The sequence below is a fragment of the Paludibacterium purpuratum genome (assembly GCF_004363805.1).
GTDB classification, from domain to species: domain Bacteria; phylum Pseudomonadota; class Gammaproteobacteria; order Burkholderiales; family Chromobacteriaceae; genus Paludibacterium; species Paludibacterium purpuratum.
In genome coordinates, this window is sequence record NZ_SNZP01000005.1 from 25,169 (window position 1) to 51,222 (window position 26,054).

A 26,054-nucleotide genomic window follows, 5' to 3' on the forward strand; every position below is an offset into this window, starting at 1 on the left:
CGCTAAACACGCGGATATTATAAACGGCTTACCCGCCCTCCGGGTCGATTCCTCCCGCCGGTGTGCACAGCAGGCATCGACCGACATCGACCAAACCATCCAGCGACTGCCGCTGACTTCGCTCGACAGCTTCTAGCCATGGCCACCACTCGGGTACATCGACAGCCTGCATACGCCGACAGCCGAGACGCTGCGTTTCGCCCCAGTCATACAACAGGGACAGAACATCGCCGAGCCAACGCCGCTGGATACGCGCGAACTTATCGGACATGGGCGCAGCGCCGAACGCGGTTCGACCATTGAAGAACCACTGCGAACGCAGAAACACCTGCTGGCGGCGCAGACAATCGAGCTGACAGGAGAAAGCAATCGGCCATGTGTTGGCCAGGAGACGAAGAATAGGCATGGCAAACTCCTATGTTGCACTGCACCATAGGAGTTTAAAATGGCGTTAGCCAAGAAACAAGTGCGACCTAACGTGTCTGTGCCAGGCAAACCCAGTCCTGGGTTCGCTCGGCGGCATTGAATTCCTGCACCGCTTCCCGCATCAGCGCGAATGCGCTTTCGGCATCCAGTCGATCGCAGGTTGCCTTGAGCCGGTCGAGCAGCGCGCGCAAGTCGGCCTCGGGAATCAACGACTCCTGGGCGCGCAAGATGCGCTCGTGATCGGTATCCAGCACGTTGTCGCCGATCAGCAATTCTTCGTACAGTTTCTCGCCGGGGCGCAGACCGGTGTAACGAATTTCGATATCGCCCAGCGGCCGGTTGCCGTCTTTCACCTCCAACCCGGAAAGATGCACCATGCGGCGTGCCAAATCGGCAATCCGTACCGGTTGCCCCATATCGAGCACGAACACGTCGCCGCCTAGCCCCATCGCGCCGGCTTGGATCACCAGCTGTGCCGCCTCGGGAATGGTCATGAAGTAGCGGGTGATGTCAGGGTGCGTCACGGTCACCGGCCCGCCCAGCTTGATCTGCTGCTTGAATAGCGGCACCACCGAGCCGGATGAGCCCAGCACGTTACCGAAGCGCACCATGACGAAACGCGTGCGACTACCTCGCGCGTGGCGGGCCTGCAGCACCAGCTCGGCCAAACGCTTGGTGGCCCCCATGACATTGGTCGGCCGCACCGCCTTATCGGTGGAAATCAGCACGAAGGTATCGACGCCGCACTCCTCGGCAGCCTGGGCCGCCGTATCGGTGCCGAACGCGTTATTAAGAATACCCGACACCGGATTATGCTCGACCAGCGGTACATGCTTGTAGGCCGCGGCATGGTATACCGTCTCGACGCCGAACGTGCGCATCACCTGGGTCAGACGCGCATGATCGGCTACCGACCCCAGCAATGCCACGCGCGGGCAATCCGGCGCCTTACTCGCCAACGACTGGTCGATGGCATACAGGTTGTACTCGGCCTGTTCGAACAACACCAAAAGCTTCGGCCGACATTGCGCGATCTGGCGTACCAGCTCGGAACCGATCGAGCCGCCGGCGCCGGTCACCATCACCACACGATTTTCGATATTGGCGGACATCAGCTCGCGGCGCGGCGGCACCGGTTCGCGGCCGAGCAAATCCTCAATGTCGACTTCCTTCAACTCCTCGACCCGCACCTCGCCGGAAACCAAATCGGCCATGCCCGGCAAACGCTTGATCGGCACCCGCAGAGACTCCAGACTCTCCAGAATCTCACGTTGACGCGCACGGTTGACGGACGGCAGCGCCAGCAAAATCAGCTTGGCGCCGGTCTCCTTGACCAGAATCGGCAGCTCTTGCGGGCCATGCACCGCGACGCCGCGGAAAGTGCGGCGCCACAGGGAGGGGTTATCGTCGACGAATGCCATCGGCCGATATTCCCGTCCGGCCTGCAACGCCAACATCAACTGCACCCCGGCGCGGCCGGCGCCGTAGATGATGACGTGTTCGCGCGGCGCATCCACCGCGTCGATGCGACGCACTAGCCCACGCAGCAGGAAACGGCTCCCGCCGATATAGGCCATGGCGAACACCCAGAAAATGACGATCGACGAACGCGGGAACGGATGCATGCCGGCCAGCGCGATCACGGCGGTCAAAACCAGTACCGCCAACGTCACGCCGGAGAGCACGGTGTAGACGATCTTATCGTCCAGGTACTTGAGCACCGCACGGTAAAGCCCGAGATGGATGAAAATCGGAAGCACCCAGAACGGCGGGACGAAGAAGATCCACAGATAGGGATTGAGTTTGGGATCCCAACTGCCGCCCAAACGCAGGATTACGGCGCTCCACAGCGCTAGCGGCAGCAGCACGGCGTCGAGCAACATCAATAGCGCCATCTTATTGTGGCGCGAGAACGAGAGCATTTTTTCCAGCATGTCGGTCAGCGTGAAACGATTTTCATCATAGTGGCGAAGATGATGCGGATATCCTCAAACAGCGTGTGACTATCGGCATACTTCGCATAATAGGCCAGCTTCTCGGGCAGCACCTGCTCGATATAGGCCCGCTCCGGATCCTCGGCCCGGCCGAGGATCTCGTTTTCGTCGATCATACGAATCGACGCCCAATCCGTGATACCCGGCCGTAGCGCCAACACTTTGGCGCGCAAGTCACCCGGATAATACGCGACATAGCGCGGCACTTCCGGGCGCGGCCCGACCAGGCTCATCCGCCCCAACACCACGTCGAGTAACTGCGGCAGCTCGTCGAGCTTGGTTTTGCGCAACCAGCGGCCGGCGCCGGTCACGCGGACATCCGTCCCAACGGTCAACTGCCCTTGGCGCTCGGCATCGACACGCATGGTGCGGAATTTGTGAATACGGAACGGCACGCCGAAGCGCCCTACCCGCTCCTGGCGGAAAAACACCGGGCCGGGCGAATCGAGCCGTACCCACAAAGCCAACAGCAACAGCAGCGGCGACAATAGCGCCAGCCCCATGCCGGCGGCCAACAAATCGAAGCCTCGCTTGACCCGGTCCGAGCCGGGTGCGCGGCTGGCGCTACCTACCGCCATCACGCACCCAGAATCTGGCGGATGGCAGCGATGACCCGAGTCTGATCCGCCTCGGTCATGCGGGTATACAGCGGCAGCGAAACCTCGGCTTCGAACGCCTGTTGCGCATGCGGGAATTGCGCCGGCGACAGTTGATAGCTATCGCGCCAGATCGGATGCAAGTGTAGCGGGATGAAGTGCACCGAACAGCCGATCCCCAGATCGGCCATGCGCTGGATGAACTCGCCACGTTCGACGCCGGCTTCCGGCTTGAGGCGCACCGGGTACAGGTGCCAGGCGTGGGCGTCGCCGACGTGCGGCTTGGCCGGGAGGATCAACGGCAGATCGGCCAACTCGATGTCGTAGCGCTCGGCCATGTCCATGCGCGCCAAGTGGAAGCGACGCAACTTCTTCAACTGGTGCAGCCCCAGCGCGGCGGCGATGTCCGGCATGTTGTACTTGAAGCCCGGCTCGATCACTTCGTAGAACCAGGCCGGCGACTTGGATACATACCGGTCGAATGCATCGCGGCTGATACCGTGCAGGCGCATCACCTTGCAGCGCTTGATCAGATCGGGGTTCTTCGACACCACCATGCCGCCCTCGCCGGTGGTCATGGTTTTGTTGGCATAAAAGCTGAATACGGTGGCATCGGTGTCCAGCGTGCCGATCAGCTTGCCGTTGTAACTGGTGGGCAGCGAATGGGCGGCATCCTCGACCACCTTCAGGCCATGCTCGCGCGCAATCGCGATGATCTCGTCCATCTCGCAGGCCAGGCCGGCGAAGTGCACCGGCACGATGGCGCGGGTCTTGTCGGTGATGGCGCGGCGGATCGCCTGCGGGTCGATGTTGAGCGTCTGCGGATCGACGTCCACCAGGACCGGGTGCGCGCCCAGATAGCGCACGACCTCGGCCGTCGTGGTGAAGGTATACGTCGGCACGATCACCTCGTCGCCCGGACCGATTCCCACGGCCTCCAGCGCCAGGTGTAGGCCGGAAGTGGCCGAATTCACGGCAATGGCCTCGACGTCATCGCCGATGAAGGCGGCGAAGTCGGCCTCGAACTGCTTGGTCTTCGGGCCGGTCGTCACCCAACCGGAGCGCAAGGCATCGACGACTTCGTTGATCTCTTCCTCGCCGATTTCCGGCAAGGCAAACGGTAAGAATTTCTCGCTCATGATTTTCGTTATCCCAGATATGCGATCATATCTCGCGTAAGTTGGCTATCCGTTGCTTCCTATGCGCTACTTGGCCGCGTTCGCCTTGAACAGCTTCTGAAAACGTTTGGCCAGTACGCGGTAATCGTGGTTTTCCAGCACGTAACGCTTGCCGTTCTCCCCCAGCCGCTGACGGTCTTCCGGGGTCATCGCCATCAGTTGACGCACCGCCTCGGCAATCGCCGCCGGATCTTCCGCCGCGACAGACAAGCCGGCATCGGCCTCGCGCACGCTGTCGTTGCCGGCGTCGACCGAATGGATCACCGGCCGAGCCGACATCATGTAATCGAATAGCTTGTTGGGGTTGATACCGAAGCGGTAGATCGGCAGCTTGCGCCAGCCGATGAACAGCGCATCCATGCGCGACAGCAGCGCCGGCACGGCCGCCTTGCTCACCGCCGGCAAGAAATGGACATGGTCGAGCCCCAAATCGCGCGCCATCTGCTCAAGCGCCATCTTGTCCGGGCCATCGCCCACGAGCACGAACGACACCGGAGCGTCGCGCAGCCAATCGGCGGCCTTGAGCAATTCCTGCAGCGCATTGGCCAAGCCATGACCGCCGGCATAACCGACCAGGAAGCGCCCTTCGCTCTTCAAGCGCTCAATCAGGGCTGCATGCTCGTCCGGCAGCGTGGCTGTCGCATTCTCCCACTCGGACACCACGATGCCATTGGGTACATAGTGGAACTTTTCCGGCGCCATGCCGTGCGCCACCATATGCTCCTTGGCACAAGGCAGCATCGAAACCACCGCATCCGATACTTTGTAGGCGAAATTCTCCGCCTTCTGCAACAGCCATATCCACGGATGCCGCGGCGACATGCCGCCCACTTCGACCGGCGTCAACGGCCACAGATCGTGCACCTCGAAAATCAACCGTGCCTTGGCGTGCTTGGCGATGAAGCGTGCAGGATAGATATCCAGCGGATAGGTGCTGGAGGCGATCACCACATCCGGCGTCCACTTATTGACGAAGAAGCGGCTCATATTCCACACCTGGAAGAGATAGGCGAAGATGTTGAGTACGCGCTTGATGCCGTTGCCGGCATACTTCGGGGTGGCATACCAGGAATAGATAATGCCGTCGATTTCCTCTTCGCCAAACAGGCCGGGCAGATCGCGCGGGTTGTTTTGGCGCAGATGCGAAAAACTGGCCGCCAGGATGTTGACCTTGTCGCCGGACTTCAACCACTCGCGCGACAGATAATACGGACGGTATTCCATGCCATGCTTCGGCGAGCCGGCATAATGATTCAGATAGAGAATGCGCATATTCAACCCGGTTGCGGGATTCGGGATCAGCTACCCGGGAATAGTACTCCCGACCGTACGCTGCCTCTATCCCAATAAAATCAAACGACTTTCAATGACTAGGTGCCGGACGTCCGGCCTCCAACTGTTGGTACAACCCCACCAGTTTTTCCCCTTCGGCCTGCCAGCTATATTTCGCCAACACCGCGCGTTGCCCGCTGGCGCCCATGGCGGCGGCGCTCTCGTTATCCGCTAGCAACGTGCGCAGTGCGGCGGCGATTGCGGCCGGATCCTGCGGGTCGACCAGCACACCGCAACCGGCGTCCTCGACGATGGCGCGCCAGACAGGAAAATCCGAGGCCACCACCGGCAGACCGGCGGCCATGTATTCGAACAGCTTGATCGGTAGGGCATCGACGTAATTGGGCGTCGGGAATAAGGTCACCAACCCGACCTTGGAGCGCGCCAGCACATCGGCCACACCCGCCCGATCCAGCACGCCCAGGTCGTTGACCTTGCCCCAGCCGGGCGCGGCAGCCAACTCTTCCCGCAGGCCGGATTCGCCCCAGATGCCGGCAAGGTTCAGGCGGGCCGGTACATCCGGCATGGCGTCGACAATCGGACCGATACCGCGGATACGCGTAATTCCGCCCAGATAGCAAACCTCGTTCTTGCGGCTGTCCCATGCGGTATCGCGCACCAGTTCGGACAAAATCGGAAAATTGCAGACATCGAGCGCGCGCGCATTGACCGCGGCGAAGCGGGTTCGGATGTGCGGCGTCGAGGTCACGATGGCATCGAAGCGGCTGGCGACACGGTTCTCCAGCAACTCGAACACGCGCGACACCAGCGGCCGCATCAAACCCGGGATCCAGTGCTTGGCCAGCAACTGCCGCGGCAGATCCTCATGGACATCGTAGATCACGCGGATGCCGGCATTCTTCAGTTTTAGCGCAGCCAGCATCAGCTCGGGATCGTGAAAATGCGCCACATCGGGCTTGAGCTTCAACGCAGCCTGAATCACGCGGTCGACCGTCTTGGTCATGCGGCGCAAACGTCCGCCGGTTTTGGCACCGACGTCGTGGATGCGCACGCCGTCGCGGATCTCTTCGCCCTGCCCGTCGGCGACGATCAAGGTCACGTCATGGCCGGCGCGGGCCAAGGTGCCGCATTCCTTGATGAAAATGCGGATATCGTGGCGCGGATGGGCGCTGGTCAGGTGGGCAACTCTCATTTTTTCTTCTTGGCGTTCTGTTTTGGGCCAGCTTGCAGTGTCCGGGTATAAAGCTCGGCGAAGCGGCGCATATTGTCGGCATGCAATGCCTTCTGCGTCACCAATTGACGGTTGATATCGGCGACGAACTGCAGCCGCTGATCATCTGCCGCCTGCTGCATCGCCGCCACGAGGTTGTCCGACAAGCGACTCATATCCTCGGCGATGCAACCATTAAGCCCATCGATGATCCATTCGCCATTGGCCGGCAGATTCGACAACACCGGCAGGCAGCCATGGCCCATGGCCTCCAGCAGGCTGATACTGGTGGCATCGGAACGCGGGACGCTGATGAACACCCGGCTCTTGCGATACAACTCGGCCAGTTCGTGCCCCGGGATAAAACCAGGGAAATCGACACGCCGCAATGCGAGCGTTTCGGCCAAGCGCTTGAGTTCCGGCGTCTGATCGCCGCTGGCGGCCACCGTCAGACGCCAATCGGGAAAACGGCCGCTGGCCTCAACCGCCGCCCAGGCATGCAAAATGGCATCGATGCGATACAGCGGCTTATGCAGCCGGCAGGACAGCACGCGCTTCTCCTTGGCGGCAAGATCCGGCGTGAGCGGCAAGGCATCCATACCATAATTGAGCAATTCGATTCGGCAATCGTCGCCGGCCAGTTCGCGAATGCGCGCCGCCATATAAAGCGAATCGGACGTGATCACGTCGGCCGACTGCAAATTGCTGCGCACCATGCGGCCGAACAAGGCATTGGAAGCGGGCAATAGCAGAATATCCGACCCCCAGGCTGTCAGCACCTGCGGGATAGCCAGGCCGCGCATCGCACGGCTGGCATGCCAGGCAACGCTGTTGGCCTGATGCACATGCACCAGCTCCGGCTTGATGGCTTTGATCCAACCTCGCAGCCGCCCGGAGGCCACCAGAGAAGACAAGCGAAAGTCGATACGTTGAAAGCCGGCCAGATTGGCCGGCCGATATTGCTCCGGGGCGTCGCGGTTGCTGGCCAGCCAGACCTCGCCCACATAGGGGGCGATGCCAGCCAGGTAACGCCAGGTATGCACCGAGGCCGACCCGACGATCAAGAGACGCGACGCAACCTGCTCAGTCACGATCCCACTCCTCGTAAAGCGCCATCAATTCCGGATGGGCACTCAGCCACTCCTGATCCATCGTACGGGTATCGCCCACAACTTGGGCCGGGTTACCGGCCAGCACGGCATAATCCGGATAGTCGCCCGCCGCGACAAAACTATAAGCAGAAACCAACGACCCTTTACCCAACCGTGTTCCCGGCATCAGTACCGAATGCGGGCCGATAAAGCTGTAACGGCCGATCACCGACGACTTGCGCAGATAGCCGGCATGATTGCGGTGATCGAGGTAATGCCGGCCATACAGCCGGATGGCAATATGGCTGGAATGAGTCAGAATCGATACATAGTTGGTGATCTGGCACCCCTCGCCGATGGTCAGCCCACCAGAGGCATCGACAAAGTTGAAATGGCCGATATAGACGTTATCGCCGATATCCAAGCGATGTGCATGCTCTACCCGCGTCAGATTTGACAAACGGGTTCTGCGCAAATACACCCCATCATAGCGACGGAAGCCGTACACCATGCGAGGCTGGATCCAGGCCGATAGTCGGAAACGCAGACGGTTCAGTAGTTTGGTAAAAATCATTTATTAGCTGCGTGATATAGCCAGGTGAAATAGAAAATAAAATACCCGACCATCACCCAGGAAACCAGTCGAAACGCGCGAACCGGATCGTCCCAGAGGTGGAACCCGGACCACAATGCACCGACGAACAGCGCGGTTTGCACCAAGGAAAGCAGGAAAGCCGTGCGTTGGCGCTCGATGACCAACGGCACCATCGCCAACGGCGACGCAATAAAATGAAACAAAATAAATGGCGACATGGCCTCGGCGTAACGTCCGGCTGTGCGCCATGTCTGGCCCAGCACCAGCCCGAACAACGGCTCGCCGGCGAGTTGGATCACCAGAAACGGCACCAGCGCCATGCCACCCAGGGCGAATGCCATGCGCTTGATGATCGGCCGCAGTGGCCGACCGGCATTACGCGCCTCGGCAAGCTCCCGATAAGCGACTTGCGCCACCGCCTGGCCGATCAAGGCCGCCGGCAGCTTCAATAGCCGCATCATCATGCCGTAAAAACCCACCGTGGCCGTGCCGGACAAGGCGCCCAACAGAGACAGCGTCAGCGAGTCCTGCAAGGCGGTGACGAACGCATGCGGCGTATTGACCTTGGGGAACTCGGAATAGTCGCATGCCACCTGCTTCATCGAGGCGCGATCCACCTCATGCCGCCAGGCGAAACGACGCTTGAAGTCTTCTCGCGCTTGCGCCAGCAACGACGAGACCTGGCCGGCGAACTGCCCCAGAATCAGGCCGCCCGGACCGGCGTGCAGCATGCCGCCCGCCAACTGCGTCACCGACATGCCCAGCGATTGACTCATGCGGCCAGAGGCATTGGCGCGATAGCGGGAATGGCGGTTGTTCCAGTTGGTCCACGCCTGCATCATCCCCGCCAGCCATAACGACAGCGGCAACAGGTACAGCCAGAGCGCGATATCGTGCTCGCTACCGGCATCGCCCATCAGCTTGAGCAACCAATGGTTGACCCCGAGCAACTGCGCCACCAGCACCAGCACGGCCAACGCCGTGGCGAAGCACATCGACAATGCCATCAGGTTGCTGGCGCGGCGCTCCTCGGCCGGCAGCACGATGGCCAATTCGTAACGTGCCGTCGCCAACACCGCCAAGTTCGACATCAGCGCCACGTACAACGACAACACGCCAAAGGCATGCGGCGTATACAGGCGCGTCAGAATCGGCTGCGCCAACAGCGGCACGATCTGGGCGAGCGCCGCACCGGTGGCCAACGTCACGATGTGGCGCACGAACCCGGAGCGAACAAAGCGCTGGTACGAGGCAGCCAGCGCCGAGGGCCGAAGATTAGCCAATGGCACGCTTTACCGCCTCGACAACCGCGTCTTGGGTCGCCTCGTCCAGGAATGGGTGCATCGGCAGGCTCATCACACGTTGCGCCGCCGCTTCCGAGCGCGGGAAGCTACCGGCCGGCTGGTTCAGATGCGCAAAGGCCGGCTGCAGATTCAGCGGCACCGGGTAATGCACCGCGGTCGGCACGCCAGCCTCTTTAAGCGCCGCCTGCACCGCTTCGCGTCGGTCGACTTCGATGGTGTACTGGGCATAGACGCAATCGCAACCCTCTGCCAATCGCTGCGTACGCACCACACCGCCCAGCAATTGGTTGTAACGGGCACCGATGCGCGCGCGTGCCGCCAGCTCCTGCTCGAAGGTCGGCAGCTTGGCCAGCAGCACCGCCGCCTGCAGCGTATCCAAACGGCCATTGATGCCGATGACCGGGTGATGGTAGCGACGATCCTGGCCATGCACACGGATCTGGCGCATCTTGCGCGCCAATTCGTCGTCATTGGTGAAGCAAGCGCCGCCGTCGCCGTAGCATCCCAGCGGCTTGGAAGGGAAGAAACTGGTGGTGGCGATCGTCGTGGCGCCACAGGAACGGCGATCCTTATAACGAGCGCCGAAGCTTTGTGCGCCATCCTCGATCACCGCCAGGCCATGACGCTCGGCCACGGCGTTGATCGCGTCGAAATCGGCGCACTGCCCGTACAGGCTGACCGGGATGATGGCGCGCGTGCGCGGCGTGATGGCCGCCTCGATCAGTGCCGGATCCAGGTTGTAGGTATCCGGATCGATGTCGACGAACACCGGCGTCGCGCCCAAAAGCGCGATCATTTCGCCCGTGGCGATGAAGGTGAACGGCGTGGTGATGACCTCGTCGCCCGGGCCGACGCCCAGCGCCATCAGCGCCACCTGCAGCGCAGTGGTACCGTCGGACACGCCGATCGCGTGCTTGACGCCGACGAAGGCGGCCAACTGCGCCTCCAACTCCGCCACTTCCGGCCCCATGATGTATTGCCCGTGATCAAGCACCGACTGGATGCGGGCGTCGATCGCCGGTTTCAGATGTTGGTATTGCGCTTTCAGATCGATGAATTGAATGCTCATTACATGTCCTCAGGCCAACGGCGTGCAGTGGTTGCCGCCGATTTCAAAACGTTGCGCACAAACCGGGCAGGTATGCTCGCCAATCTGGGTCGGCAGGCGTTCGCCACACTGGCACATCCAGCCCAAGCGGCGCGCCGGCGTACCGACCATCAACGCATACGGCTGCACGTCGCGCGTCACCACGCTGCCGGCGCCGATGAACGCGTATTCGCCCACCGTATGGCCGCAGACCACGGTGGCATTGGCGCCGATGGTGGCTCCGCGCTTGACGATCGTGCGACGATATTCATGCTTGCGAGAGACATGGCTGCGGGGATTGTTGACGTTGGTGAACACCATGCTCGGCCCGCAGAACACGTCGTCCTCGAGCGTGACCGCATCGTAGATCGACACGTTGTTCTGCACCTTGACGTTATTGCCGATGATCACGTCGTTGCCGACGAACACGTTCTGGCCGAACGAGCAACGCTCGCCGATCTGCGCGCCGGCGCAAATATGGCTCCAGTGCCAGACCCGGCTATCGGCGCCGATCACGGCGCCCTGGTCGACGATGGCGGTTTCATGCACGGTGTAGTTCATGACGTGCCTCTCAGTAGTCCAACGGCAACGACACGCGACGGCCGTCGCGCGCCGACAGGTACATGGCGATCAACAGTTCCAGCGACTTCAGGCCTTCGCGCCCGTCGGTCTCCGGCTCGGCCGTACCCTGCATGACGTTCAACACGTTGTCGTAGTACATCGGATGGCCAAAGCCGTACACACTGGTGGTGGCGTAACTGGCGTTGTTGATGTCCTCATCCATCGGATGCGGCTCGGCGAACTCCCAGTGCTGGATCTCGTTGACGGCCATGCCGCCGACCCGCACCGAACCCTTCTCGCCCAGAATGGTGATCGAACCTTCCAGATTCTTCGGATAGGTCAGCATGGTCACATTCATGCTGCCCAAGCAGCCAGAGCGCCATTTAAGGCTGACCACGCCAGTATCTTCCACTTCGATATTGCGTTCCAGCGTGGCGGTATAGGCCTGTACGCTCTCCACCGGGCCGACCAGCCAGTCGAGTAGGTCGACATAGTGGCTGGCCTGGTTCATGAACGCGCCGCCGTCGAATTCCCAGGTACCGCGCCAGGCAGCCGAATCGTAGTAAGCCTGCGGCCGGGTCCAGAACACGTTGACGTTGACCATGAACAAACGGCCGAAACGGCCTTCCTGCATGGCGCGTTTGAGCAGTTGCAGCGTCGCGTTGCGACGGTTCTGCTTGACCACGAACAGCCGCTTGCCGGCGCGGTCGCAGGCCTTGACCATTTCCAAACCATCCTGCCAGCGAGTGGCCATCGGCTTTTCGGTCATTACATGGAAACCGGCTTCCGCGCACTCGATGGCCTGTTGCGGGTGCAGGCCGGACGGCGTGGTCAGGATCACGATATCGGCCGTGCTTGCCGCCAACATGGCGGTCAGGCTGCTATGGCCACGGGCGCCGGTACGTTCTACCGCGGCGGCCAGCGCGGCGGGATCGATATCGCACACGTCGACCAACTCGGCACGGTCGGCATGCTTTTCCAGCGAACCGAAATGGTTGGCGGCGATACGGCCACAACCGGCTAACGCAAAGCGGATCTTGCGGCCGGTGATGGGGGAATGTTGGACGGTTTGCATGGTAACGGCCTCGGTAAATGGCAAAAGGCGACCCCATAGGTCGCCTCGTTCAGCGTTAAACGGTTATGCCTTAACGATATGTTCGGCAGGTTCGAGGAACTTGCCGCGCGAGTCGACGATCAACTTCGCCGCTTGCTGGAGCAAGGGATAATCGAACTTGTCGTGATCAGTCGCCAGTACCACGCAATCGTAGCTGGCCAAGGTCTCAGCATTGAACGGCACGCTCTTCAGATCGAACTTGTGTTCGCGCATTTTCGGGAACACCGGCACATGCGGATCGGAATAAGCGACAGCAGCGCCCAAATCGCGTAGCTTTTCCATCAACATGACCGACGGGCTTTCGCGCATATCGTCGACATTCTTCTTGTAAGCGATCCCCAACACCAAGACACGGCTGCCATTGATCGCCTTTTGGCGCTTGTTGAGCGCGGCGGCCACCTTGCCGACCACGTAATCCGGCATATTGGAGTTCACTTCGCCGGCCAGTTCGATGAACCGGGTGTTGACGCCGTATTCGCGCGCCTTCCAGGTCAGATAGAACGGGTCGATCGGAATGCAGTGGCCGCCCAGGCCAGGGCCCGGATAGTAGGGAACGAAGCCGAACGGCTTGGTGGCGGCGGCGCGAATCACTTCATGGATATCGATACCCATGCGATCGGCGACGATCTTCATCTCGTTCACCAGACCGATGTTGACCGCGCGGTGGATATTTTCCAGCAGCTTGGTCATTTCCGCCGCGCGCGTCGACGACACCGGCACCACCTTGTCGATCACCGCCGAATACAGCGCGACGCCGACTTCCTGGCAGGCCGGCGTCACGCCGCCACACACCTTGGGAATGGTACGGGTGGTGAAGTTGGGATTGCCCGGATCTTCGCGCTCGGGCGAGAACACCAGGAACGCATCCTGACCGACCTTCAGACCGCGCGACTCGATACGCGGCAGCAACTCTTCGTCGGTGGTACCCGGATAGGTGGTGGATTCCAGCGAGACCAGATGCCCCGGACGCAGGTGAGGCACCAGCGAGTCGATGGTATTCAGCACAAAGGACAGATCCGGCTCGCGGTATTTATTGAGCGGCGTCGGCACGCACATGATCAGCGCATCGGCCTCGGGCGCGCGCGCAAAATCGGTGGTGGCCTCGAAGCCGCGGCCACGAGCCTCGGCGATCGACTCGGCCGAAATGTGCTCGATGTAGGATTTGCCGGCCATCAGGGCATCGACCTTGCTGTCGTCGATATCGAAACCCAGCACCTTGTAGCCGACTTCGGCGAAACGCAGCATCAGCGGCAGGCCGACATAGCCCAGACCGACGATACCGATCACCGCGGACTTGTCCGCAACCCGGTTGAGTACTTGCTGCTTGATCACAATGACTTTCCTTAATAAAAATCCGAGGACTCCCACCTCCACGCGGCAAAAGCCCATCAATCTGAAGGCGTTTAGTCTGACGCAAGGTCCGTCGTCGGCTGCTGATCTTGCTCAACACCCTGACGGATTAAAAAACGGGCATTATACGCCGCATTAGCGCTACGCATAACGCCTTGTGCTAATACATGCTCACCAACTAATAACCAAGGCAATGTTCGCCTTGCGGATTCATCAGCCGCATGCGCGCCACAAACTCGCCGAACTCCAGCCCGAAACGCTCTTCCATCGCCTCCGCTCGCTTCTCAAGCAAGGCCCAACGCGTGAGCTTGGGCGTGCGGTTGAACGCCATCACCGCCACATTGCCGTGACTGGCCGACGGCAGCTCCAGCACCCGCCCTTCGAACACGCCGAGCAGACGCTCGAGGAAGCTCATGTAGCGCTTGTCGCCGCTCCACCAGTTGGTGACGAAGATCCCGTCCTCGGTCAACGCGCGGCGACAATCCTCGAAGAAGTCCTCGGTGGTCAGCGCGTCGACAATCTGCAGGCCATCGAAGCCATCGACCAGGATCACATCGGTGGAGTCGCGGAAGATCTTCACATAGTCGGCGCCATCGGCCTCGACAATTTCAAAGCGTTCTCCCTCTTGCGGCAACTCGAAGAAAGCACGGGCCACGGCGATGACCTGAGGGTTGATATCCACCGCGACGCTCTTCGCGTCGCGCAGGTAGAAATCGATGAAACGCGACAACGAACCGCCGCCAAGGCCGATTTGCAGCACATGCGCTGGCGCGTCGTTGAACAACAGGAATCCCATCATCGCCCGGCTGTATGACAGCACCAAGTCGGTCGGGTCGTCCAGGTTCATCGAACTTTGCACAGTTTCCGAGCCCAGGTGCAGCGAGCGAATACCGTCGGCCTCGCTGATCTCCACCTCAGGCATGGCGTCCACGCCCGGCCGCACCCGGCGCCGGAACGGATGTCGTGCCTTACTCGCCACAGACGGACTCCTTCGGGCGCGAATCGAGGATGCTGATGCTCTTGGGCGGCTGGAACTCCTCGCGATCGAACGCCAGATCGCCACCGCCGGCCGGTACCTCGCCCAACTGCAGCCCGGCGAAGTTGTACAACCCGGTGTCGGCCAGGTGCGACGGCACAACGTTCTGCAGTGCGCTGAACATGGTTTCCGCACGTCCTGGGAAACGTTTTTCCCAATCCTGGATCATTTGCTTGACCGCTTGCCGTTGCAAATTGGGCTGCGAGCCGCACAGATTGCACGGAATGATCGGGAAGGCGCGCAGCGCCGCATAGCGCTCAAGATCGCTTTCCCGGCAATAAGCCAACGGACGGATCACCATGTGACGCCCGTCGTCCGACACCAGCTTGGGCGGCATGGCCTTGAGCTTGCCGCCATAGAACATATTGAGGAACAGCGTTTCCAGAATGTCGTCGCGGTGGTGGCCCAATGCGATCTTGGTGGCGCCCAACTCGTCGGCCACGCGGTACAGAATGCCGCGACGCAGGCGCGAACACAGCCCACAAGTCGTCTTGCCCTCGGGGATCACCCGCTTGACGATGGAGTAGGTATCTTCTTCGATGATGCGATATTCGACGCCGAGATCGGCCAGATAAGTCGGCAGCACGTCGCCCGGGAACCCCGGCTGTTTCTGGTCCAGATTGACCGCCACCAGGGAAAAATCGATCGGAGCCGACTTCTGCAGGCCCAGCAGAATATCCAGCAGGGCGTAGCTATCCTTGCCGCCGGACAGGCAAACCATGATGCGGTCGCCCTGCTCGATCATGTTGAAATCGTTGATGGCATCGCCAACGTAATGACGCAGCCGCTTGGTCAGTTTGCCGGCCTCGAAGGCCGCCTTTTTCGCCTTGGCGTCCGCATCGGAAACGGGAGTTTGCATGGTCGCGCGTAACAGATTGAAAAACGGGAGATTTTAGCGCAAAAAAACCTGACTAGGCCAGAAAAACGGGCAAGAAGGGGTCAACAGGTAAGCCAATGCCTTACAACACCACGCTACGCCCACCGTCCACCGCCAGCACCTGGCCGGTCACATAGGCGGCCTCCGGCGACAACAACCAGGCCACCGCGCGCGCCAAATCCGCCGGCGAGCCGACCCGCCCAAGCGGAATCGACGCCTCGATCGCCGCACGCGCGTCGACAGAGAAGTGCGCACCGCCTTCGGGCCAAATATTGGCGCCCGGCGCCACGCCATTGACCCGTACCCGCGGCGCCAGCTCCAACGCCAGGGCGCGGATCAACTGTGCGTGCCCGGCCTTGGCCAGACTGTAAACCAGAAAATCCTTCAGCGGCCGTTCGGCATGGATGTCGACGATACCGACAATCGCCCCGCCGTTGGCCGCCAGATGCGGGGCGGCCGCCTGTGACAGCAGCATCGGCACCAGGAGGTTGCTGCCCATCAGATCCTGCCAGGCGGCAAGGTCGATCTTACCCAGCGGCGTCGCGAAAAAACTGGAGGCATTGTTGACCAGTCCGTCGAGGCGGCCAAAGCGGCGCACACAGGCATCGACCAACTCGGGCAGGCACGCGGTGTCGAGCAGATCGGCCTCGACGGTATCGACCGAATCCGGCCGCTGGCTGTTGAGATCGGCAGCCAGCGCCGACGCCTCGGCGGCGGAGTGGCGATAGTGCAGCATCAATCGGGCGCCGCGCCCATGCAACTCGCGCGCGATCTGGGCCCCGACCCGCCGCGCCGCGCCGGTAATCAACACGACTTTATTCTGCATCGCTGGCCACCTTTTTCTGACCGGCAACCGCGTCGCTGCACGGCGCCAGAACGTCGCGCATCACAGAAACATCGGCGGGGAAGACGAAGCGCGCTTCCAGATTACCCTGCCCGCGACGCAAGCCGTCGAGCACGATCAACGCGCCATCGTTCTGGCGCGCCAGTCGCGACAGCAACGCCTCGTTCGGCTGCCAACTGAACATGAAGCTGGCGTTCTCGCCATCGATACCGGTAAAACGGGGGCGATCCAGCACCCGGCGATTGGACGCCATCACCGTCAGGAATCGACGCCGCGGCGCCATGTTGGTAGCGGCGCTGTCATAGGCATGGAAATCCCAGTCGGCCACCATGCTCGGCACGCGCAACACCACACGCGGCACCCCGGCAGCGGGATGGCAGGAAAACTCCAGCGATACCGGGAAGGTATTGCCCGACACCGTCCCCTCGCCCGTCAGCACCGCCACCTTGAGCGGGTTGTCCTGAAACGGCGTCGCGACGCGCCACTGCGTCTGCGCAAAACCCCAATCCGACAGCGCCAATAGCGCCGCCCCCCCGGCCAGCGCCATGCGGAAAAATCGGCCCACCCTCTTCTCCTTATTCTCGCTTTCGCCCACAATCGCGTGTCATTGTAGCAGGACACCGATGATGAACACTTTACCCGAACCCGCCGCCGACGCGTTGATCATTAGTCAACGTTTGCAGGCGGCTCTCCGTCAGGCCATCGGCGAGCGCGGTGGCTGGATACCCTTTTCGTATTATATGGAACAGGCGCTTTATGCGCCCGGACTCGGCTACTACGCCGCCGGCAGCCACAAACTCGGCGGCGCCGGCGACTTCACCACCGCGCCGGAAATGACCCCCTTGTTCGGCGCCGCGCTGGCGCGCCAACTGGCGGAACTGCTACCGCAAACCGCCGGCGACCTATACGAATTCGGCGCCGGCAGCGGCCGCCTGGCCGTCGACCTGCTGGCCGAACTCGAACGACTCGACGCGCTACCCGAGCACTACTATATCGTCGACCTGTCGCCCGATCTGATCGCACGCCAGCGCGACACCCTGACGCGCGAAATGCCGCATCTGCTAGAGCGCATCGTCTGGCTGTCCGCCCTGCCCGAGCGAATCGACGGCATCGTCATCGGCAACGAAGTGCTCGATGCCATGCCCTGCGAGCTGATCCATTGGACCCCCGAGCCCATGCAACGCGGCGTGTCGCTCGGCGAAAACGGTTTCGAATGGCAGGATCGCCCGATCGACGACCCGGCACTGCGGGCACAGGTCGAAGCGCTCGGCATCGCCGAGCCGGGCTATCTGTCGGAGATCAGTCGGAGCAACCAAGCCTTCATCCGCACCCTGGCCGGCCGGCTCGCACGCGGCGCCATCTTGCTGATCGACTACGGCTTCCCGGCGCGCGAGTACTACCACCCGCAACGCCACATGGGCACGCTGATCGGCCACTACCGCCACCACACCGTCGACGACCCGTTCTACCTGCCGGGCCTGATGGATCTGACCTGTCATGTCGACTTCAGCGCCGTCGCGCAAGCCGGCATCGACGCCGGGCTCGACCTGATCGGCTACACCGCCCAGGCGCAATTCCTGGTCAACTGCGGCATCGCCGACGTCATGCAGCGCCTCGACCCGACCGACGTTCGCCAATGGGCGCCAGAGGCCTCCGCAGTGCAGAAGTTGATCTCCCCGGCGGAAATGGGCGAACTGTTCAAAGCCATCGGCTTCGGCAAGAACGTCGCCATCGACTGGCAGGGCTTCGCTCAAGGGGATCGCTGCCACACCCTGTAAAAAATCGCAGCAAGGGTGTTGACAGTAAAAAAGGGGCACGGCATAATTCGCCCCACTTCGCGATTTCGCGAGGAAACAAGTGGCGAATTAGCTCAGTTGGTTAGAGCGACGGAATCATAATCCGCAGGTCCCGTGTTCGAGTCACGGATTCGCCACCAAAGAATTTTAAGCCCTTGATCTGACGATCAAGGGCTTTTTTCATTTCTGCACATTCCTGCGCGCATCTAACAGACGCACAGACTATTCCTCCTCTCCCTTTCAGCTGTGAACGACATCAACCTTGGTCAGTCGAACACGCGATGCATCCGCACCAGCCCACCCCTGATGCCGAATACAAGCGCAGAAAACGAGCTATCGCAGCTGAAGCAAAAACAGGCAAACGAAAAAGGTGAACCGCATGGCACTGACACGCGACTTCAAGCAAACCATGGTCGAGCGCGTCGAGCGCGACCCCGCATTTGCCAAAGCACTACTCGATGAAACCGCAACGCTCTTTCTTAATGGAGAACCGGAAACCGCACGCTTGATCTTGCGCGATCTTGTCGATGAGGAGCGCACGTAAGGTGGGTTCGCCGCAGGCACTCCGCCAACAGCACTCCGCTAGAGGTGCTTGGTGCGTTGCTGCGCGAACGCACCCTACGGTTCCTGTTCGTCAAACTGACTGCGGTATTTGACGAACCCCTTCTTTGCCGATCCGAGAAAGCCCACCTTTTCAAAGAAGCGATGTGCCTCGCTCCGTTCGGCAGCGCTGAGCAGCATGATCTTGGAACACTGCGCAGACCGGGCATAATGCTCGACCTCCCGCATCAGTGCTGCCCCCACCCCCAACCCGCGGCAGCGAGGCATCACGATAATGTTCTCGACAACGGCGAATGGCTGATTTTGGAACATGACGTCCAAGCACAACGAGACATGCGCCGTTGCCGCCACGGCACCGTCGAGCTCCGCGACAAATAGTGCGGCGTTCGCGCTTTGCGCGACTTCGGCAATGCGCTCAGGCAATACGCAGACAGCGGGATTGGCGACCAGCTCTCGATATAAGGCTTGAATCGCCGCCGCGTCTGCGGCCACGGCGCGCCTGATCATCACTTGCGGCATCGGATTTTTTCCCAGAACTTGCCCATCAATCGACGATAAACAGCTTTGCCCCGATGGCGGTGAATGAGCGATGCGGCTCGGCATGATCGGCGACTTGATAGCTCATGCCGGGCTTAAGCACAAATTGCCGGCCATCTTCCAGCTCGGTATGCAACTCCCCTTCGAGGCAGAGCAAGATATGCCCTTTGACGCACCAGTGGTCGGCCAAATATCCCGGGGTGTACTCCACCATGCGAACGCGAACGTCGCCAAAATGTTTGGTGCGCCAATAAGCGCAGCCGGTCTCTCCTTGATGCTCGGTTTTTTCAACCAAAGACCAATCCGTGGTACCGAAAGGAATGTCATTCATCTGCATCATCATGCTCCCCAATATTTGACGCTGGCTTATGGGTCAACATGCTAACCCATTGGCATGGCACAGAGAGATTTGCCGTTCGCGGGTTGGTGCGTTGCCTTCGGCGAACGCACCCTACGCAGAATTTCGGCATTTTCTGACGGTCACGCACTGTTGTCAGTGGCAGGGGGGCTCGGATAAGGTTGTGGCGCGGCGCTTGCCGCATGAGGCGCGGGCCCGGGGTGATTCCAGCACCACCGAACCCGCTGACCACACCAACTCTCCACCGGAGCTAGTATGGCTATTTGCGATAGTAATGCACCCCTTGTCTTTTTTCCAAACCAGGACTCCCGCCAGCAGCGTCTCTTTTCGCTGATTGCCCAGCAGTGCGTGCCGCGCGGCAGTCGTCCAAATTCCGACGAATGCCGCCTGATCGTCGATAGCCGCTTGTCTTGGGCGTTCGAGCCGATCGATGCCGACACCTCGTGGCTCTATCTACCCGAGGCCGCGCAAGCGCGTCATATTGCCGGTTGCCTGGTGCTAACGGCCCACTAAGGCCTTCACATGGAGGCGGAGGGCGCGGCCCTCCGACTCGTTCCGGGCCTAGCCGGTTTTCTCCTCAGTGGATCGGACAAATCCGCTTCGCGTCGCCGTTCGTGCGCCACAGCGACCGTTCGATCGCCCATTCTGCCGTTCGGAACATTCTCAATTTTTGTAGATAAAACCTGACTACACTTCGCGGCGTCAGAAATCCACACAAGACGACCACTGAATCATCAGGGAGAGAAAAATGTCTTCGACAACCGAAGTAATTCAAGACGGCAGTGCGGTACGCACCGCAGCCGCACAGGGCTGGAGTTCCCACGACACCAGTTGGGTACTGGGCCTGTTTGCCACCGCCATCGGCGCGGGCACGCTGTTTTTGCCGATCAACGCCGGGCTCGGCGGTATCTGGCCGCTGCTGGTCATGACCGTGCTGGCCTTCCCGATGACCTATCTGGCCCACCGCGGGCTGATCCGCTTCATTCTGTCTTCGTCCAAGCCCGGTAGCGACATCACCGAAGTGGTGGGCGAGCATTTCGGCGCCACCGCCGGCAAGCTGATCACGCTGCTGTATTTCTTCACCATTTTGCCGATCCTGTTCCTGTACGGCGTCGGCCTGACCAATACGGTCGAAAGCTTCGTCACGCACCAACTGGCGATGCAAGCCCTGCCGCGCGCGCCGTTGGCCTTCGTGCTGACCGCCATGCTGATCGCCATCGTCGCCAGCAGCGAACAGATGGTCGTCCGTGTCATGGGCTGGCTGGTTTATCCGTTCATCTTCGTGTTGCTCGGCCTGGCGTTGTACCTGACCAAATCGTGGAACGGCGCCGTGCTGCAAGGCGGCGTACCGAGCGCCGGCAAGTTCAGCTACACCCTGTGGCTCAGCATTCCGGTTCTGGTGTTTGCCTTCAACCACTCGCCGGTGATCTCGCGCTTCGCCGTGGCTCAGCAGGAGCGCTATGGCAAGCAAGCCGTCGGCAAAGCCCAGCAGATCGAAAAATATGCGGTGATGATGATGGTCGCCGTGGTGCTGTTCTTCGTCTTCAGCTGCGTTTTCGCGCTGTCGCCGGCTGATCTGGCGCTGGCCAAGTCGCAGAACATCTCGATCCTGTCCTACCTCGGCAACAAGTTCCAAACCCCGGTCATCGCCTGGGTCGCTCCGGCCGTGGCTTTCGTCGCCATGTCCAAGTCGTTCCTCGGCCATTATCTGGGGGCACGCGAAGGCCTGCATGGTCTGATCAGCCAACAAATCGGCGCCGAGAAGGTCGACCGTCAGGCCAAGAACATCAACCGCGGCATCATGGCGTTCCTGTTCCTGTCGATCTGGGGCGTGGCCACGGTCAACCCGAGCATCCTGGATATGATCGACTCGCTGTGCGGCCCGATCATCGCCGCCATGCTGTTCATCATGCCGATGTACGCCATCCGCAAGGTGCCGGCAATGCGCAAGTACGCCAATCAGCCGGGTAACGTACTGGTGACCTTTATCGGTGCCGTCGCCATGTCGGCCATCCTCTACAAGCTGCTCGGTCTCTAAGCCTCGTCTCGCGCGTCGCCCGGCTCCGGTATGCGCCCTGTGCGTCCGGAGCGCCCGGTCGGCGCGCGAAATGCATAAGGAAATCCAATCATGATCAGCATGTTCCAACTGTATAAAGTCGGTATCGGCCCCTCCAGCTCGCACACGCTCGGCCCGATGAATGCCGCGCGCCGCTTTGTCGACGACCTGCGCGCCCGCGGCCTGTTGTCCCGAGCCAGCGCGCTGCGGATCGACGTCTTCGGTTCTCTGGCCCTGACCGGGCTCGGACACAAGACCGATGTGGCGCTGCTGCTGGGACTGATGGGCGAATTGCCCGATACCGTGGATGTCACCGCCATTCCCGGGCTGATTCAGCAAGTGCGCAAAACCGAGCGGATCCGTTTGGGCCATGACGGACCCGAAGTGATGTTCGCCCACTCGGCCATGACCTTTCATCGCTCCAATCTGCCGCGGCACGAAAACGGGCTCACGATCAAAGCCTTTGCCGGCGATGAGCTGTTGCTGGACAAGAATTACTACTCCATCGGCGGCGGTTTCGTGATCGAAGATGGCGATGGCGCGGCCGCGGAGGACAGCAGCGGCGAAGGACCATACCCGTACGCCAGCGCAGCCGGCCTGCTGGCACATTGCCACAGCAGCGGCCTGTCTTTGTCCGGCCTGGTACATGCCAACGAACGGCATCTGCACTCGCAAGAGGAAATCAACGGCTATTTCGGCCATATCTGGCAGACCATGCAGGAATGCATGGCACGCGGCATGAAAGCCGAAGGGGTGCTGCCCGGGCCATTCCGTGTGCCGCGCCGTGCATCCGCGCTGCACCGCCGGTTGACGACTGGGGGATCGCTTACGCGCGATCCGATGAACATCGTCGACTGGGTGAATATGTTCGCCCTGGCCGTGGCGGAAGAAAACGCCGCCGGGGGACGGGTCGTGACGGCACCGACCAATGGCGCCTGCGGCATCGTGCCGGCGGTCCTGGCTTACTATAATCAATTCATCACCCCGCTGGACGAAGAAAGCTGTGTCCGCTTCTTCCTGGCGTCGGCCGCCATCGGCACGCTGTTCAAGACCAATGCGTCGATCTCGGGCGCGGAAGTCGGCTGCCAGGGAGAAATCGGCGTCGCGTGCTCGATGGCCGCAGCCGGGCTGGCAGAGCTGCTTGGCGGCTCGGCAGAGCAGGTATGCATTGCTGCTGAAATTGCCATGGAGCATAATCTTGGCCTCACCTGCGACCCGGTCGGCGGTCAAGTGCAGATACCCTGCATCGAGCGCAATGCCATGGGTGCCGTCAAGGCGATCAACGCCGCGCGCATGGCCCTGGCCCGCACCAGCGCCCCTATCGTCCCCCTCGACAAGGTCATCGAAGTCATGCTGGAAGTCGGCAAGGACATGAGCGCCAAGTACCGGGAAACCTCTTGCGGCGGTCTCGCCATCAAGCTGGCCGCGCCGACGCCGGCCTCTGCGGCGGAAAACGAGGAAGAATGCGTTTGCTGGGCACCGTAAGGCCCCGGTAAACACCAGCCAGACGCACGCATCCGGCGGCGGGCGGCGATCGAATCAAGGGAAGGGAATAGGACAGGATGGATTTGCACTCGGTGATCACGCTATCGGTGATGCTGTTGCAGCAGATGTGCGTGTACCTGGCCGTGGCGTATGCCCTCAGCCGGACCAAGCTGTTCATCCCCCTCACCCGCGCCACCATCCGCTGGCCGCACCGCCTGGCGTGCTACGTGATTTTCACGGCGTTCTGCATTATGGGGACGCTGCTTGGCTTTCCGGTGGTCAGCGGCAATGCCATCGCCAACACCCCGGCGATCGGGGCGGTGTTGGGCGGCCTGCTGGGCGGTCCGGTCGTCGGCCTGGCGGTCGGCGTCACCGGCGGCATTCACCGTTATTTCCTCGGTGGTTCGTTCGGACTGGCGGCGGCGCTCGACATCGTCATGCAGGGGCTGATCGGCGGTTTCACCCACCGCTATCTGATACGGCGCGGCAAGACCCGCCTGCTGTTTAGCCCCCTCTTGGCCGGTGGACTGACCTTCGTCTCCATCGTGCTGGAAATGGGCATCGACCTGGCGTTGTCACGACCGCTGACCCAGGCCTTACATATCGTTTCCCTGATCGCGCTGCCGGAACTGATCGCCAATACGGCCGGCGCCGCAATTTTCGCCAAGATTCTGCTCGATCGGCGCGATAGCCTGGAGCAGCACTCGCGCGCCTTTTCCGCCAAAGCGCTGGAGATCGCCGCCCATGTCGACGGCGTGTTGCGCGATGGCTTCGATCAGGAAAACAGCATGCGGGTGGCTCGCATCATCTATGACCAAACCGGGGTCGGCGCCGTGGCGATCACCGATTGCCACAAGATCCTGGCGTTTATCGGCATCGGCGCCGATCACCATCTGCCCGGCACCCCCATTACCTCGCCCCACACCCTGTATGCCATTGCCAACAACGAGGTGTTTTTCGCCGATGGCAACGAGATCCCCTACCAATGCTCGCTCAATCCGCACTGCAAGCTCGGTTCGTCGCTGGTGATTCCGCTGGTGGGCGAAGACCGGCAAGTGATTGGCACCATCAAACTGTACGAACCGAAAACGCGGATCTTCTCCACCATCAACCGCACCCTGGGCGAGGGGATCGCCAAGCTTCTGTCCAACCAGATTCTCGACGGCCGTTACGAGCGCCAGAAAAGCCTGCTCTTGCAATCGGAGCTCAAACTGCTGCACGCGCAGATCAACCCGCACTTCCTGTTCAATACGCTGAACACCATCATCGCGGTCACCCATGACGACGTCGCTCAGGCGCGCGCGCTGCTGACCGATCTGGCGGTCTATCTGCGCAAAAACCTCAAGCGCCCGGCCGAGGACGTACAACTTTCGGACGAAATCGAACATATCGATGCCTACCTGCGCATCCAGCTGGCGCGCTTTGCCGATCGCTTATCGGTCGTGTTCGATATCCCGCCACCGTTGCTGGGCATCCGCCTGCCGGCCTTCACCTTGCAGCCACTGGTCGAAAATGCCATCAAGCACGGCACGTCGCAGATGATCCGGCCCGGCCAGATCCGGATTAGCGCCAGCCAGGATGAGCAGGGCGTCCAACTGGTGGTGGAAGACAACGCCGGGCTGTACGATGCCGACAACGGAGGCGGGCTGGGCATGAATATCGTCGATCGGCGAATCAAAAACCGCTATGGCGAATCGTTTGGCGTCACCATGAGCTGCGAAAGCAATGTTGTCACCCGGGCAACGGTCCGGATTCCTTTGGAGGCGACGAGCTGAAATGATCACCGCATTGATTGTCGACGACGAAGTCCACGCTCGTCTGGCGCTGCGCCGCGCCCTGGAGCCTGCCCGCGATATTCACATCCTGGCCGAGTGCGGCAATGCGCTGGAAGCATTGGTGCGGATCCGGGCCGACAAACCGGATGTGGTCTTCCTGGACATTCAAATGCCGCAGGTCACGGGCCTGGAAATGCTGAGCATGCTCGACCCCAAGGACATGCCCTCCATTGTGTTTCTGACCGCTTACGACGAATACGCCGTCAGTGCATTCGAGAAAAACGCCTTCGACTATCTATTGAAACCGGTTACACCCGATCGCCTGGAACTGACCTTGGAACGCCTGCGCCATAGCCAGTTCCACCCGGATTTCAGCGTCCTGCCCGAAGTCAATCACTTGCGGCAGATCCCTTGCTTCAGCTCGCAATCGATCGTGTTTCTCAAACTGGATCAGGTCGAATACATCGAATCGCGGGCCAGCGGCGTCTATGTCGTGGATACGTTGGGCCGGGAGCATCTCACCAGTTTGCGCCTCAACGTGCTGCAACTGCGCACGCCGTTGATGCGCTGCCACCGCCAATACCTGGTGAACGTCGACCAGGTGGCGAAATTGCAGTATATCGACAGCGGGCTGGCCGAATTCGTCACCCATAGCGGGCGCATCCTGCCGATCAGCCGTCGCTTGCTGCCGGAGATCAAAGAGCAGCTGGGAATCGCCTGACTTCCTGCTCCTGGCATTGCAAGGCCAAGCATTTCCCCTTAGCCCAACAGGCATTAGGCCCCCTCATCACCCGCTCTCGGCGGGGGCTGTTTCATGGCATCGACATGAATCGGATTTGGATTATCCATTTTCAAAATTACACATCCATAAAATGAGCGAACCATCCAGATTCTCTCGTTCAGGGCGCCGCGTCATCGGCCCACAAACGA

Annotated in this window: 26 protein-coding genes and 1 tRNA gene; 8 read left to right on the plus strand and 19 right to left on the minus strand. The window is 61.1% G+C overall.

Translation table 11 applies throughout. The features are described from left to right. Positions 1-28 precede the first annotated feature (28 nt). The 17 genes from DFP86_RS06945 to DFP86_RS07025 form a co-directional block, all read right to left on the minus strand. Entirely contained in the window at positions 29-406 is a 378-nt protein-coding gene (locus DFP86_RS06945; protein WP_133679555.1) for a hypothetical protein, read from the minus strand. Positions 407-473: 67 nt separating this feature from the next. After that, positions 474-2,360: a polysaccharide biosynthesis protein gene (locus DFP86_RS06950; protein WP_133679557.1), complete on the minus strand. Its 1,887-nt coding sequence runs from the start codon at positions 2,358-2,360 to the stop codon at positions 474-476. A 5-nt stretch (positions 2,361-2,365) separates the two neighbouring features. Continuing rightward, positions 2,366-2,998 (minus strand): sugar transferase, encoded by a 633-nt coding sequence (locus DFP86_RS06955; RefSeq protein ID WP_133679559.1) that lies wholly within the window; start codon positions 2,996-2,998, stop codon positions 2,366-2,368. Beyond that, positions 2,998-4,155, minus strand: a complete 1,158-nt coding sequence (locus tag DFP86_RS06960) for a DegT/DnrJ/EryC1/StrS family aminotransferase (RefSeq protein ID WP_133679561.1) — start codon at positions 4,153-4,155, stop codon at positions 2,998-3,000. Before DFP86_RS06960 ends, DFP86_RS06955 begins: the two co-directional genes overlap by 1 nt. Before the next feature lie 66 nt (positions 4,156-4,221). After that, positions 4,222-5,466 carry a glycosyltransferase family 4 protein gene (locus DFP86_RS06965; RefSeq protein WP_133679564.1) on the minus strand — a complete coding sequence of 415 codons (1,245 nt, stop codon included), beginning with the start codon at positions 5,464-5,466 and terminating at the stop codon, positions 4,222-4,224. A 91-nt stretch (positions 5,467-5,557) separates the two neighbouring features. Beyond that, positions 5,558-6,679 (minus strand): glycosyltransferase family 4 protein, encoded by a 1,122-nt coding sequence (locus DFP86_RS06970; protein WP_133679566.1) that lies wholly within the window; start codon positions 6,677-6,679, stop codon positions 5,558-5,560. Continuing rightward, positions 6,676-7,788, minus strand: a complete 1,113-nt coding sequence (locus DFP86_RS06975; protein WP_133679568.1) for a glycosyltransferase family 4 protein — start codon at positions 7,786-7,788, stop codon at positions 6,676-6,678. The genes DFP86_RS06970 and DFP86_RS06975 overlap by 4 nt, the downstream gene beginning before the upstream one ends. Continuing rightward, complete coding sequence (locus tag DFP86_RS06980) at positions 7,781-8,362, minus strand: acyltransferase (protein ID WP_133679570.1); 582 nt, start codon at positions 8,360-8,362, stop codon at positions 7,781-7,783. Before DFP86_RS06980 ends, DFP86_RS06975 begins: the two co-directional genes overlap by 8 nt. Continuing rightward, the gene (locus DFP86_RS06985) at positions 8,359-9,666 is read right to left on the minus strand and encodes a lipopolysaccharide biosynthesis protein (protein ID WP_208108253.1); all 1,308 of its coding nucleotides are present in this window, start codon (positions 9,664-9,666) and stop codon (positions 8,359-8,361) included. Before DFP86_RS06985 ends, DFP86_RS06980 begins: the two co-directional genes overlap by 4 nt. Then, a complete protein-coding gene (locus DFP86_RS06990; RefSeq protein ID WP_133679571.1) occupies positions 9,659-10,756 on the minus strand; it encodes a DegT/DnrJ/EryC1/StrS family aminotransferase in 1,098 nt (365 codons plus the stop codon). The genes DFP86_RS06985 and DFP86_RS06990 overlap by 8 nt, the downstream gene beginning before the upstream one ends. 9 nt (positions 10,757-10,765) lie before the next feature. Beyond that, on the minus strand, positions 10,766-11,335 hold the full coding sequence (locus tag DFP86_RS06995) for an acyltransferase (RefSeq protein WP_133679573.1): 570 nt from the start codon (positions 11,333-11,335) through the stop codon (positions 10,766-10,768). Positions 11,336-11,345: 10 nt separating this feature from the next. Beyond that, the gene (locus tag DFP86_RS07000) at positions 11,346-12,410 is read right to left on the minus strand and encodes a Gfo/Idh/MocA family protein (RefSeq protein ID WP_133679575.1); all 1,065 of its coding nucleotides are present in this window, start codon (positions 12,408-12,410) and stop codon (positions 11,346-11,348) included. A gap of 63 nt (positions 12,411-12,473) precedes the next feature. Further along, positions 12,474-13,778: a nucleotide sugar dehydrogenase gene (locus DFP86_RS07005; protein WP_133679999.1), complete on the minus strand. Its 1,305-nt coding sequence runs from the start codon at positions 13,776-13,778 to the stop codon at positions 12,474-12,476. Positions 13,779-13,977: 199 nt separating this feature from the next. Then, positions 13,978-14,778: a polyamine aminopropyltransferase gene (locus DFP86_RS07010; protein ID WP_133679577.1), complete on the minus strand. Its 801-nt coding sequence runs from the start codon at positions 14,776-14,778 to the stop codon at positions 13,978-13,980. Further along, positions 14,768-15,694 (minus strand): tRNA 2-thiocytidine(32) synthetase TtcA, encoded by a 927-nt coding sequence (gene ttcA, locus DFP86_RS07015; RefSeq protein ID WP_133679580.1) that lies wholly within the window; start codon positions 15,692-15,694, stop codon positions 14,768-14,770. The genes DFP86_RS07010 and ttcA overlap by 11 nt, the downstream gene beginning before the upstream one ends. A 100-nt stretch (positions 15,695-15,794) precedes the next feature. Beyond that, a complete protein-coding gene (locus DFP86_RS07020) occupies positions 15,795-16,538 on the minus strand; it encodes a pteridine reductase (RefSeq protein WP_133679582.1) in 744 nt (247 codons plus the stop codon). Then, a complete protein-coding gene (locus DFP86_RS07025) occupies positions 16,528-17,121 on the minus strand; it encodes a hypothetical protein (RefSeq protein ID WP_133679584.1) in 594 nt (197 codons plus the stop codon). Before DFP86_RS07025 ends, DFP86_RS07020 begins: the two co-directional genes overlap by 11 nt. Positions 17,122-17,182: 61 nt before the next feature. Here DFP86_RS07025 and DFP86_RS07030 point away from each other — a divergent pair, with 61 nt between their 5' ends. The 3 genes from DFP86_RS07030 (at position 17,183) to DFP86_RS07040 (ending at position 18,896) form a co-directional block, all read left to right on the plus strand. Beyond that, positions 17,183-18,334: a class I SAM-dependent methyltransferase gene (locus DFP86_RS07030; RefSeq protein WP_133680001.1), complete on the plus strand. Its 1,152-nt coding sequence runs from the start codon at positions 17,183-17,185 to the stop codon at positions 18,332-18,334. An 81-nt stretch (positions 18,335-18,415) separates the two neighbouring features. Next, positions 18,416-18,492, plus strand: a tRNA-Met gene (locus DFP86_RS07035). Positions 18,493-18,731: 239 nt separating this feature from the next. Next, a complete protein-coding gene (locus DFP86_RS07040; RefSeq protein ID WP_208108254.1) occupies positions 18,732-18,896 on the plus strand; it encodes a hypothetical protein in 165 nt (54 codons plus the stop codon). Positions 18,897-18,970: 74 nt separating this feature from the next. Here DFP86_RS07040 and DFP86_RS07045 read toward each other — a convergent pair whose 3' ends face one another. Next, positions 18,971-19,432: a GNAT family N-acetyltransferase gene (locus DFP86_RS07045; RefSeq protein WP_133679586.1), complete on the minus strand. Its 462-nt coding sequence runs from the start codon at positions 19,430-19,432 to the stop codon at positions 18,971-18,973. Positions 19,433-19,457: 25 nt separating this feature from the next. After that, positions 19,458-19,793: a DHCW motif cupin fold protein gene (locus DFP86_RS07050; protein WP_243729331.1), complete on the minus strand. Its 336-nt coding sequence runs from the start codon at positions 19,791-19,793 to the stop codon at positions 19,458-19,460. Positions 19,794-20,063: 270 nt separating this feature from the next. Here DFP86_RS07050 and DFP86_RS07055 point away from each other — a divergent pair, with 270 nt between their 5' ends. From DFP86_RS07055 to btsR, 5 genes are all read left to right on the plus strand, one after another. Then, positions 20,064-20,321 (plus strand): hypothetical protein, encoded by a 258-nt coding sequence (locus tag DFP86_RS07055; RefSeq protein WP_133679588.1) that lies wholly within the window; start codon positions 20,064-20,066, stop codon positions 20,319-20,321. A 235-nt stretch (positions 20,322-20,556) separates the two neighbouring features. Next, positions 20,557-21,846, plus strand: coding sequence for an SLC5/6 family protein (locus DFP86_RS07060; protein ID WP_133679590.1), 1,290 nt, complete (start codon positions 20,557-20,559; stop codon positions 21,844-21,846). 90 nt (positions 21,847-21,936) lie between these two features. Then, positions 21,937-23,349 carry an L-serine ammonia-lyase gene (locus DFP86_RS07065; RefSeq protein WP_133679592.1) on the plus strand — a complete coding sequence of 471 codons (1,413 nt, stop codon included), beginning with the start codon at positions 21,937-21,939 and terminating at the stop codon, positions 23,347-23,349. A gap of 77 nt (positions 23,350-23,426) precedes the next feature. After that, complete coding sequence (locus DFP86_RS07070) at positions 23,427-25,124, plus strand: sensor histidine kinase (RefSeq protein ID WP_133679594.1); 1,698 nt, start codon at positions 23,427-23,429, stop codon at positions 25,122-25,124. Position 25,125: 1 nt separating this feature from the next. Next, positions 25,126-25,845, plus strand: coding sequence for a two-component system response regulator BtsR (btsR, locus tag DFP86_RS07075; RefSeq protein WP_133679596.1), 720 nt, complete (start codon positions 25,126-25,128; stop codon positions 25,843-25,845). The last annotated feature ends 209 nt before the right edge of the window (positions 25,846-26,054 follow it).

Bases quoted from the DNA above. Each gene is read 5' to 3' on its own strand.
- DFP86_RS06945 (WP_133679555.1), bottom strand. From the start codon at position 406: ATGCCTATTCTTCGTCTCCTGGCCAACACATGGCCGATTGCTTTCTCC.
- DFP86_RS06950 (WP_133679557.1), bottom strand. From the start codon at position 2,360: ATGCTGGAAAAAATGCTCTCGTTCTCGCGCCACAATAAGATGGCGCTA.
- DFP86_RS06955 (WP_133679559.1), bottom strand. From the start codon at position 2,998: ATGGCGGTAGGTAGCGCCAGCCGCGCACCCGGCTCGGACCGGGTCAAG.
- DFP86_RS06960 (WP_133679561.1), bottom strand. From the start codon at position 4,155: ATGAGCGAGAAATTCTTACCGTTTGCCTTGCCGGAAATCGGCGAGGAA.
- DFP86_RS06965 (WP_133679564.1), bottom strand. From the start codon at position 5,466: ATGCGCATTCTCTATCTGAATCATTATGCCGGCTCGCCGAAGCATGGC.
- DFP86_RS06970 (WP_133679566.1), bottom strand. From the start codon at position 6,679: ATGAGAGTTGCCCACCTGACCAGCGCCCATCCGCGCCACGATATCCGC.
- DFP86_RS06980 (WP_133679570.1), bottom strand. From the start codon at position 8,362: ATGATTTTTACCAAACTACTGAACCGTCTGCGTTTCCGACTATCGGCC.
- DFP86_RS06990 (WP_133679571.1), bottom strand. From the start codon at position 10,756: ATGAGCATTCAATTCATCGATCTGAAAGCGCAATACCAACATCTGAAA.
- DFP86_RS06995 (WP_133679573.1), bottom strand. From the start codon at position 11,335: ATGAACTACACCGTGCATGAAACCGCCATCGTCGACCAGGGCGCCGTG.
- DFP86_RS07000 (WP_133679575.1), bottom strand. From the start codon at position 12,410: ATGCAAACCGTCCAACATTCCCCCATCACCGGCCGCAAGATCCGCTTT.
- ttcA (WP_133679580.1), bottom strand. From the start codon at position 15,694: ATGCAAACTCCCGTTTCCGATGCGGACGCCAAGGCGAAAAAGGCGGCC.
- DFP86_RS07020 (WP_133679582.1), bottom strand. From the start codon at position 16,538: ATGCAGAATAAAGTCGTGTTGATTACCGGCGCGGCGCGGCGGGTCGGG.
- DFP86_RS07030 (WP_133680001.1), top strand. From the start codon at position 17,183: ATGAACACTTTACCCGAACCCGCCGCCGACGCGTTGATCATTAGTCAA.
- DFP86_RS07040 (WP_208108254.1), top strand. From the start codon at position 18,732: ATGGCACTGACACGCGACTTCAAGCAAACCATGGTCGAGCGCGTCGAG.
- DFP86_RS07045 (WP_133679586.1), bottom strand. From the start codon at position 19,432: ATGCCGCAAGTGATGATCAGGCGCGCCGTGGCCGCAGACGCGGCGGCG.
- DFP86_RS07050 (WP_243729331.1), bottom strand. From the start codon at position 19,793: ATGATGATGCAGATGAATGACATTCCTTTCGGTACCACGGATTGGTCT.
- DFP86_RS07055 (WP_133679588.1), top strand. From the start codon at position 20,064: ATGGCTATTTGCGATAGTAATGCACCCCTTGTCTTTTTTCCAAACCAG.
- DFP86_RS07060 (WP_133679590.1), top strand. From the start codon at position 20,557: ATGTCTTCGACAACCGAAGTAATTCAAGACGGCAGTGCGGTACGCACC.
- DFP86_RS07065 (WP_133679592.1), top strand. From the start codon at position 21,937: ATGATCAGCATGTTCCAACTGTATAAAGTCGGTATCGGCCCCTCCAGC.
- DFP86_RS07070 (WP_133679594.1), top strand. From the start codon at position 23,427: ATGGATTTGCACTCGGTGATCACGCTATCGGTGATGCTGTTGCAGCAG.
- btsR (WP_133679596.1), top strand. From the start codon at position 25,126: ATGATCACCGCATTGATTGTCGACGACGAAGTCCACGCTCGTCTGGCG.